The organism is Flavobacteriales bacterium, from assembly GCA_020435415.1.
Classification (GTDB): domain Bacteria; phylum Bacteroidota; class Bacteroidia; order JACJYZ01; family JACJYZ01; genus JACJYZ01.
In genome coordinates, this window is record JAGQZQ010000009.1 from 54109 (window position 1) to 60807 (window position 6699).

The 6699-nt window shown below is 47.4% G+C and carries 5 protein-coding genes; all 5 read right to left on the reverse strand.

Annotated features, from left to right (window positions below):
- Positions 1–16: 16 nt before the first annotated feature.
- Complete coding sequence (locus tag KDD36_03165; GenBank protein MCB0395624.1) at positions 17–1675, reverse strand: MBOAT family protein; 1659 nt, start codon at positions 1673–1675, stop codon at positions 17–19.
- Positions 1668–2906, reverse strand: a complete 1239-nt coding sequence (locus KDD36_03170; protein MCB0395625.1) for a hypothetical protein — start codon at positions 2904–2906, stop codon at positions 1668–1670. Before KDD36_03170 ends, KDD36_03165 begins: the two co-directional genes overlap by 8 nt.
- Positions 2903–4378, reverse strand: coding sequence for a hypothetical protein (locus KDD36_03175; GenBank protein MCB0395626.1), 1476 nt, complete (start codon positions 4376–4378; stop codon positions 2903–2905). Before KDD36_03175 ends, KDD36_03170 begins: the two co-directional genes overlap by 4 nt.
- 10 nt (positions 4379–4388) lie before the next feature.
- On the reverse strand, positions 4389–5909 hold the full coding sequence (locus tag KDD36_03180; GenBank protein MCB0395627.1) for a LysM peptidoglycan-binding domain-containing protein: 1521 nt from the start codon (positions 5907–5909) through the stop codon (positions 4389–4391).
- Between the two features lie 409 nt (positions 5910–6318).
- The coding region (locus KDD36_03185; GenBank protein ID MCB0395628.1) for a DUF481 domain-containing protein at positions 6319–6699 on the reverse strand (381 nt) is incomplete at its 5' end.

Consider the following 6699-nt stretch of genomic DNA (forward strand, 5'->3'; position numbering starts at 1 on the left):
GTCTGCTCCCTTAGAATTAGAACTGGAAGTAAATAAACGGTTGCAGATCTGAGCTTAGTGACTGGTATATCAGGAATACCACCACAACCACGATCAATCCCTGCACGACATACGAACCATTGGCGATCACATTTTTGTATCGATCCTTGAGCGATTCAGGCAGCCAGTGAATAATCATTCCGGCCAGCATCATCAAAAAGACCTCGGGGTATCCGGCAAGTACCTTGGGAATAATTTCCAGATCAAAGTTATTTCCGATCTGGTGAAGAATGGCCTGACTTTTCTCAGGGGTCTCTCCCCTGAACCATATTCTCGTGAACGTGATAAAATTAAAGGTGAGGAAAATGCGCCATGCCCTCACCGCCAGTAGCTTGCTTCCATCCCAGGGGCTGATCTTTTTCCAGAGTTTGTACACCACAAGGCCCAAGCCGTTGAGTCCACCCCAGATAACAAACTGCCAGCTTGAACCGTGCCATAACCCTCCGAGTACCATCGTCACCAACAAGTTGATGTTGTGACTTATTCCCTTCTGTATGCGGGGAAAGACCATGGCCAGGATGACCATAATCACCGCTGCAAAGATCAGGGCCACACCAACCTTCAATGACCCGGATAACAAAACGATCATCAGGCAAATCACAACCACCATGATGTATGTGAACCACGAACCCTCCCTGTTACCACCCATGGGTATGTACAGGTAATCCTTCAGCCAGCTGGAAAGAGACATGTGCCAACGTTTCCAGAAGCCCGCCACACTGGTTGCCTTATAAGGAGAGTTGAAGTTGGTTGGCAGGGTGAAACCCATCAGAAGCGCTACTCCAATGGCCACATCCGTGTATCCTGAAAAGTCGCAGTATACCTGGAGAGAATATCCATACAACGACATGAGACTCTCAAAACCGCTGTACATGGTGGGGTTTTCAAACACCCGGTCGATAAAATTAACGGCAATATAATCGCCGATCACCAGCTTTTTTGTGAGGCCTTTCAGGATCATGTACAACGCCATCCCAAATTCCGGACGACTCAATTTATAGTCCTGGTACAGCTGTGGTATGAATTCCGACGCACGCACAATCGGACCTGCGACAAGCTGTGGAAAGAATGACACATAAAAGCCAAAATCGAAAATATTCTTCACTGGTTCGGTGTCACCCCGATACACATCAATGGCATAACTGATCGTCTGGAAGGTAAAAAAGGAGATACCGACGGGAAGCAGGATCTTACCTACCTCAAAATGACTTCCGGTAAATATGTTCGCCCACATGGCGAAATAGTTGACCACCTCGAAATGGGTTCCTAGTATCTCGTTTACATTCTCTACCACAAACTGCGCATATTTAAAATAGGAAAGCACAAGCAGATTGATGGTCACGCTAAGCGCTACCAACCACTTTTTCACAATGTCCTTTGAAGCGCCATAAATCGCCTTACCTATGAAGTAATCTGTTGCTGTGGAGAATAACAGAATAAACAAAAACAACCCACTGGTCTTGTAATAGAAAAACAAGCTGACCGCAAAAAGGTATGCGTTGCGAAGACCCTTCTTCTTATATACCAGGCAATAGATGGCAAGGACAACGGTAAAGAAGCCCCAAAAGAAGAACCGTGTGAAAATGAGCGGTTCATTCTCATTATACGTCAACAGGTTCTGCAACCAATCAATCATGGGTTGACAAGTGTTCGTCGTAAGCCTTCATTACCGCTTCGTACATCAGGTCTCCAACCAGTAAGTAACCTTCACGAGAGAAATGGACCTTATCCTTTCTGGCCAGGCCGTTTTTTTCCCATTCGGTGATCACATCAAGACCTCCCATCACAGAGAAAAGATCCCAGACCGCACCATGGTGTTTTCGCGCCAGCCGGTCCATGGCATCTTTCACCAACAATCCATTCCTGTTTACATTACGGCGGCGGCGATAGCTGTCATTATTGGTGGTAAATAAAATGGCGCAGTGAGGTGCGGCCATCCGGATCATGGCAACCAGAGAATCATAATTGGTCTCATAGGTTGATGGTACAAAATCACTCTCGTACGCATCGTTGATGCCGATGGAAAGTATGACAAGGTCGGGCTTAAGTACGGCCAATTGGTCGGTAAACAGTTTACATCGTAAATAGGATGGAACGCTGGCACCGTTCACGCCAATGGCGTGGTAGTAGTAACCGGGATCGTCGGTCTCCATAACAACACCAAACAGCGTTAGCGGGCGATTCAGTGAGTCAGTCCGGACCACTTTCATATCCAGTGTATCGTGAAAGGAAGAGAAAGTAAAACACCAGGCACCGCTTGCAGGATCATGGGTCATCTCATATTGCAAAGAAGTATCGGCAGGAACCAAGCGGTAGCTCGCGGAATCGGCATTGCTAAACACCTTGATCCTATTGAAATCATATGCAGGATAACGGGTATCTCCCACCTTGTCTTTGGGGATAATGGTGAAGGTTGCCTGAGTGTCCGATGTGGTCGCTTGAATTCCTGATACCCCAAGAAGACATTCTTTAGAGCGTTGTACATTCCTGCAGGTAGACCAGTTGCCGCGGTATTTGGATTTATAATTCCATGGGTTATTGGTGCGCGCTATGGAATACGGAAATACCAATCCCCTGCCGGCATTACATCCGGGCGCGGATTCCTGGAGCCTCTCCCGGAGCCGGCCAGACCATATATCGGCCTGGATATGGGAACCGCCGATATGAACGATATTCACCTGACCCGAACCGTAAAAGTAAATGGAATCCATTTTTCGGAAAAGATTGTCAAACGGCCGGTTCCCGAAAGTCTCAATGGTGTTGGTTCCATATTGAATAAATGAATAACGATCCTCCGGAAAAGGATTGATCTGAGCGTTTGCTACGACGGTGCCCAGCAATGCTATGTATAAAAGGACGGTCTTCATGGATGCTCTTTGTTTTTATATGCTTCATAGTCGGCAATGAATGCACTATAAAACAGTTCTGCCACCTTACGGGCGCCTTTGGGTGAGAAATGGGTGTAATCTTTTGCTGCCAGCGGCGGGTCTGCTTCCACCCAAAGAGGCATGGAGTTTTTTCCACCCATTACTTCAAAGAGATCCCAGTACGCAGCGCCTGCCTCAAATGCCGCATTCTTGAGAATGTCACGTACCATTTCCAGATGAGGATAGGTTACGAATTTATCTTTCTGTTTAATAGACATATCGGACGGGCCTATGACAATTACCGCTGCTCCGGGTCTGAGTTTATGAATACGTTCGATCTGATTTTTGAAAGAACGTCCGTAGCCCTCTGCTCCCTCCCGGGTTTCCACATAAGGCATCACATTACCTCCGAACTGCAGGATGAATAATTCAGGTTCGAGATCGTCATAAAGCGCTTTCAGCAATGGGCCGTTCATTTTGGTAAATACTGTTCCCGCGCTTCCCCTGAGGGGTATGTTATCAACCGCCAGTCCGGTTTTGCTGTCCAGGCTCAATCCGTAAATGTCCGGACTGTCACATCCTTTGAAATCCAGGGTGAATGATTCCGGAGTCTTATCGAAGTCCCATTGTATCTCCTGCAAAGTGGTTGACGGACGCAGGGTATCGGTACGGATCACCACCTCATTGATCTTGAGCTGCACGATAACAGGCGTTCGGTTGTGGCTGTAGTACATTCTACATTCGCTGTACTCCTTGCAATTGGCATAGGCCGAACGCGACCGGTCGATAGCGATCCATCCTTCGAATACCTCGGCCGGGATTGGCATTGTATCGTGCAACACCGGTGTGAAACGTGAAAAGCTGGCCATCATACCAAACCGATTATGGAATACCGTGGTATCACGCAAACCAAACATCGTGTAACGGTTCCAGTTCTCCGAAGCACGCTGTTCCACTGCGATACTGGGAATGGGTTGCATGGCCGGTATCAACCCCGGGCCGCTTCCTCCGAACTTTCGTTGCAGATGGTAGCGAATGTACCCGGATATGCGATCTCCCTCAATTTGTGAATCACCATAATGCATGATCCTGATTCGCTTTCCGGAGGATTTCAATTTTTCCAGCTTCCTGAAAAATTCGTAGAGGATGGCATGATCTCCTCCCTTGTATTGGAATTTCATTACAACCCTCCGAAGCGAATCCCTGACCGCTGCCTGACGGCTCAGTTTTTTCTTGATGGCAACGCTGTCAACCATTTGATCGGATACCGTATCCAGGGTCATATTCATGATCATGGACAGATCTTTCTCCTCTTCCTGATCATCGGGCAGAAACTCTGAGATATCGGGAAAATACAAGGTATATCCTCCGGGTATGGCAATCCCGTCTTTCGGAAACAGAGCAATGACGCCGGTTAACATGGCCATTACACCAAGCATGAACAACAGGGTATGGATGGGTTTCACCTGCATCTGACGCTGCTCAAGGATTGTAAACCTTAATGACCTGACCGGGCTGGATGTTGCTATCGATGTTATTCCAGCGCATCAGATCCTGTTCTGTCACTCCCGGATATTTCCGTGCAATTCCCCAGAGTGAATCGCCTTTTTTCACAGTGTAAGTAGTGTATGAACCGGAAGGTGGTTTACTTACCGGTGTTTCTTTCGGCTTTGCCTCCTCCTTTTCCCTGGCTGGTGGTGTTTTTCCGATACGCGCCTGTTTATCGGAGAACGACAGATCATCCACTACTTTGTAATAATCTTCTTTGTCTTTGGGGACATAAATGACCATATCCTCTCCCACCTGAATAACGTCGTTTGAGATATCATTCCACGATTTGAGCGACGACACACGAACATCAAACCAGGAGGCAATAAATCCCAGGTTATCCCCGGACTTCACCCTGTAGTAAACTTCAGCTGTCTCATCCGGAATACTGGTCTCAGGCCTGACCTCATCCTTTGGTTTGCGCAATTTGTTTGCAAACATGCTGTCAGGATGTGTTGTTAGCGAGTCCCGATATGTCAGGATAGAATCCCTGGCCGCATCAAAGCGTACTTTGTACGGATGTGGTATATAGATGGGATAGCCCGATGGCACCCACCCTTTTACACATGCACGGTTCATCGACTGCAACCGTTCCACCGGAACATTCAGAAAGTGCGCCGGTTGTTGAAGTGATACGGCTTCTGCCACGCTGACCGTATCTTTCCGATCCGGAATATCCATCTTCAATTCGGATACCCGGTAGGCTTTCTGGTGCGTGGCAATGCACCGCAAGGCCAGGTAAGCATACCACCGCGCCTGTAACTCGGGAGAGAAGGAAACGGGAAATGAAAACTGATCATTTGGTTGTCTGTTTAGTCGGCGACGTACTTCGGAAGGACTACTCATCCATGCTGCCAGTGCCTGCTCCTGTCCCGGAAATAATTCAAGAAGATATTTCAGATATCTTACGGCCGCACGGGTAGCCAATTCCGGATCGCGACGTTCATCTATGTGGTCATCAATCCTCAGCCCGAAACGCCGAGCAACAGGGAAACTCAATTGCCACATCCCAACCAGCCCCTCCGATGAAACCTTGTCGGCATTGAATGCTGAAAGTGCTCCTGCAAGCCACGCCCATTCTACCGGCAGTCCGGCTCGTTCCAATTCTTCTCCGATCATTGGAACATACTCCGACCCCAAACTAACCAGCATCTCGGTGGCATCGTGGTTGTCGGTTACAAAAGAAGATATGAATGCTGATGCCATCGCTTGCGCTGCGGCATTGACTTCCATCTCATCTAAACGCTGGATGTTCTTTTCGTGATCAGTTTCAAGATTTCTGGGAGCCTTATAGGGATGCAGAATCCGTGATCGTTGAATCTCCCAGACTTCATTTAATGACTGTAAATCAGGAGCAACATAACGGTCAAACAATTTGAGACTATCTGCAACCTGAGCTGATGAATTCAGAACGAAACCTGCAACCACACAAAATATCAGAAAGCTTTGACGCATATGACCCAAAGATGCAACAATGCTTTCTTTTAAAGGAACACCCCGTTTCGGTTTTTTTAACAGTCTACTGTTATCTATCGTTTAAAGCGTTGGCCAATTAAGAAAACGAACCGGTGGTATGCATGGTGCGCCTTGGTTACATATTTAGCTTCCCTTTCTGGATAGTAAGGCAAACCCGACGGTCGGTGGTTAGGCGAAGGTTGCACCTTCGTCTGTCTATCTCGTAGCTTTAAGCTACTTCCTTTATCTCAGCGAAAAGGTCTATTAGTAAAGGAATAGTTCTCAGTATAAAATACCAAAGCGGAACGCTTTGAATATAACCGGACGAAGGTGCAACCTTCGCCTAACCACTGCGGTATTAACATTCCGGTAAACTCAATATAATTTCCGAATCTTAGTGGTCAACACGTTAACGTTTATCTCCGAGTTTAACGGTGAGCCCCACACCCAACACTTCTTTGAATTGGGTACGTGGTCCTCTTTCTGTGGGACTCACTTCGATGGTCACGTCATCATCATAGAGTAACTGTGTGATAAGGCTTGCGGAAAGGAAGGAATTGATCTTCATATCCAACAGTGTTTCCCAGTTCACATCGATGTTTTGCGGGTTATTCAGATAATTGGAGAACAGATCCAGCTTCGTGGTGAAATTTACATTCTCCATCAACTTTTTTGTCCAGGCCAGTTTTACATATCCTCCGAATTCCGAGCGCAGGTTTTTTCCGGGGGTAAGGATTTTTCCGTTGGCATCGGTCACGGCAGCTTCTACCCCAAAAGCACCGGCATTGGC